Annotated in this window: 3 protein-coding genes; 2 read left to right on the forward strand and 1 reads right to left on the reverse strand. The window is 44.2% G+C overall.

From position 1 onward, the window contains the following. A partial coding sequence (locus JHC35_RS07955) for a hypothetical protein (RefSeq protein ID WP_295043930.1) occupies window positions 1-482 on the reverse strand: 482 nt, incomplete at its 3' end. Between the two features lie 225 nt (window positions 483-707). Here JHC35_RS07955 and istA point away from each other — a divergent pair. After that, the gene (istA, locus tag JHC35_RS07960; protein WP_295043933.1) at window positions 708-2,246 is read left to right on the forward strand and encodes an IS21 family transposase; all 1,539 of its coding nucleotides are present in this window, start codon (window positions 708-710) and stop codon (window positions 2,244-2,246) included. 47 nt (window positions 2,247-2,293) lie between these two features. After that, on the forward strand, window positions 2,294-3,055 hold the full coding sequence (istB, locus tag JHC35_RS07965; RefSeq protein ID WP_295043935.1) for an IS21-like element helper ATPase IstB: 762 nt from the start codon (window positions 2,294-2,296) through the stop codon (window positions 3,053-3,055). Window positions 3,056-3,180 lie beyond the last annotated feature (125 nt).

The raw sequence follows: 3,180 nt of genomic DNA on the forward strand, positions 1-3,180 counted from the left end.
ATTTGCGCTTCCATTTTTATTCGCTTGTTGTAGAGAAACAACAGGTCGTCGCTTGTAAGGGAAGACAAATATCTTTCGAAGCTGCGGTCAGTAAGAGTGTTTTTGGACGATATCCTTGGTATATGGGTATTTATTGTATCGTTTGCGTGAAGGATGGTTTTAGTCACCGATGATATATTTGAAGCATTATCAATATTTTTGAAATTCTTCAAGAGATATTCTTTTAACTCGCGGTCAAATCCCTGAGTGAGATAAGTATTGACAACTTGCGGATTTGAATACAAATGAAAGTTTGTGGGATCATAACTTATGTTCATGTTGCATTTATGACAATATCTACTCTGCACGGTATTGTTGTGTTCGAGAAGATGCAACAATGTATAAGCATCAACTTGAGTGGTTTTGTTGTTCTTTAATTGAGTGATCTCAATAGTTATATTTGTGGAATTGGCAACAAATGCTGCTGACTTATTTACTAGCATGTTCTGCTCCTATGCTTTGTTATTTAGTGCAAAAAACGGAGCAATTCGGCCATGTGTGACGTTTTTATCCGGCCACCCGTGACGGAGCGATTCGGCCAGCAAAAACGGTCATAATCCGGCCACTTTTTGTAAAAAAACGTCACGGTTTCTTTGAGTTATGGGAGGTATTTTCTGAATTGACTACACTGCCGTTTAAAAACGGGAGTGTCGATGAGGAAGATACAGATGAAAAAAGTACGTGAAGTGTTACGACTTCATATAGGGATGAATTTATCATCCCGTCAAACCCATAGAGCGGCAGGGGTTCCAAGAACAACCGTCCAAGACTACGTCAAACGCTTCAAATCATCAGGGTTATCGATCGATGAGATTGGTACCATGAAAGATGATCTGCTTCAATCGAAGCTTTTCCCCGAGCAAAAAAGCTCGCTCCCTCCCAAAAAACCTCTCCCCGATATGGTTTACCTTCACCACGAGCTCAAGCAGCGTAAACACACCAAAGTGACCTTGATGCTGTTGTGGGAAGAGTACAAAGAAGCCTATCCCGATGGCTATGAGTATACTCAGTTTCGGGTTCTTTACAAAAAGTATGTCAATAAGCTCAATCTTTCGATGCGGCAGGTACATCTGGGAGGGGAAAAGGTCTTTGTCGATTACAGCGGTCTGACGATGCCGATTTACGATGTTCAAACCGGTGAGATGGAAAAATCTCAGGTTTTTATCGCGGTTCTTGGCGCCAGCGGCTACACGTTTGCCCATGCAACACCGTCTCAAAAACAAGAAGATTTCTTTCAAGCCCATGTGTTGGCGTATCGGTACTTTGGGGGTGTTCCCCGAATCGTGGTGAGCGATAATCTTAAATCAGCTGTCATTACCCACTCCAATGGAGAGATCGTTATCAATGAGGGATACGCCGATCTTGCCCGCCATTACAATATGGCAATCGAGCCGGCACGTCCCTATAAACCCAAAGACAAACCGAAAGTAGAACAAGGGGTTCAGGGGATTCAGCGCTACATCTTAGCCCGTTTCCGTCATCGGAAGTTTTACAGTGTCGATGAGCTCAATGAAGCCATTGCACCACTGTTGGATGATTACAACAACAAGATTGTGAAACATCTGGAGCAAAGCCGCACACAGATGTTTGAGACCCTGGACAAACCCCACCTGAAACCGCTTCCTGCGAACCGTTACAGCTACAAAGAGTTCAAAGTGGCTCGGGTGAACCAAGATTACCATATCACTTTGGATAAATGCAATTACTCCGTCCCCTACGGCTATGTCAAAGAGCTTGTCGATCTCCATTACGATTCACACAGCGTAAAAATCTATCACAACAACACCCTTATCGCCAATCATCCACGACTTCGCCGTATCGGTGATGTCTCTACCTTTAAGGAACATATGCCCGAATCTCATCAGTGGGTACATGAAAAGATGAATCCTGATCGCTTGCGTCACTGGGCAGCTGCCATAGGCACTAATGCTGTAGCGTTTGTGGCGGCACGGTTTGCATCTGCCGAATATGAAGCGCAGGCATTCCGCCCCATCATTGCGGTCCTCTCTCTTGCAAAACTGCATGGCAAAGCAGAGCTTGAACTAGCGCTGATGTTCGCACTGGACAAACAGACACTGAAGACGAAATCGATCAAATCGATTCTGGATAAAAAGCTCTATCTCGGTAAAAGCGCCAACAACATCCATGCGATACCGAGTGTTCTCAACACCCACAAAAATCTGCGTAATGCCCAAGAGTATCAGTAAGCATTACACGACAAAAACAAAAAACAAACGGACAAAAGGAAACTATCATGCACCATTCACACCTTATGGAAAAAATCACCCAGCTTGGTCTTCACGGACTGAAAGAGGCCTATGGGCGTCAAAGCGAGGATGTCAATTATCAGACCCTCGCGTTTGAAGAGCGGCTCTATCAGCTCCTTGATGCGCAAAGTCTCTATCTACGCAACAAAGCAATCACTATGAACCGAAAGCTCTCTAAAATCAAAGAGAAACATGCTGCTATTGAAGAGATCGATTTCGATCCTAAACGGTGCCTCGATAAAGCATTCATTCACTCTCTGGCTAACTTGAACTTCATCCGCAACCATCAGAACGTTATCATGACCGGAGAGACCGGAACAGGCAAAAGTTATCTCGCTCAGGCATTCGCAAACCGTGCCATCATGGATGGATTCAGGGTCTATTATATCCGTACACCGACACTGCTTGAGGAGATACGAATTTCACGCATTGACGGAACCTATACCAATCTGCTCAAAAAATACTCCCGGTTTCACCTATTGGTACTGGATGATTTCGGAGTATCCACCATACATGAAGACGATGCCACCAACTTGTTTGAAATTATCGAAGACCGCACTCAGATCAATTCGACGATTATCACGTCTCAGCTGAGCGTCTCAGATTGGCATGCCTATCTCAACAACAATACCATTGCCGATGCTATTCTCGACCGTGTCGTTCACTCATCTCACCGAATCGAGATTAAAGGAGATTCAATGCGTAAAATTTACTCCACTCTCAACAAACCGAATAAGGAATATGAATAAGAAATTCAGATGATCGACTAATCACTATCCGGCCACTTTATGTTACAATCCACTTACAGAAAATATCTCTCTTCAAGTGGCCGAATACTCTCCGCGATCACTGGCCGAATACTCCGTCATATGCA

Source organism: Sulfuricurvum sp. (assembly GCF_022759005.1).
Classification (GTDB): domain Bacteria; phylum Campylobacterota; class Campylobacteria; order Campylobacterales; family Sulfurimonadaceae; genus Sulfuricurvum.

Bases quoted from the DNA above. Each gene is read 5' to 3' on its own strand.
- istA (WP_295043933.1), top strand. From the start codon at position 708: ATGAAAAAAGTACGTGAAGTGTTACGACTTCATATAGGGATGAATTTA.
- istB (WP_295043935.1), top strand. From the start codon at position 2,294: ATGCACCATTCACACCTTATGGAAAAAATCACCCAGCTTGGTCTTCAC.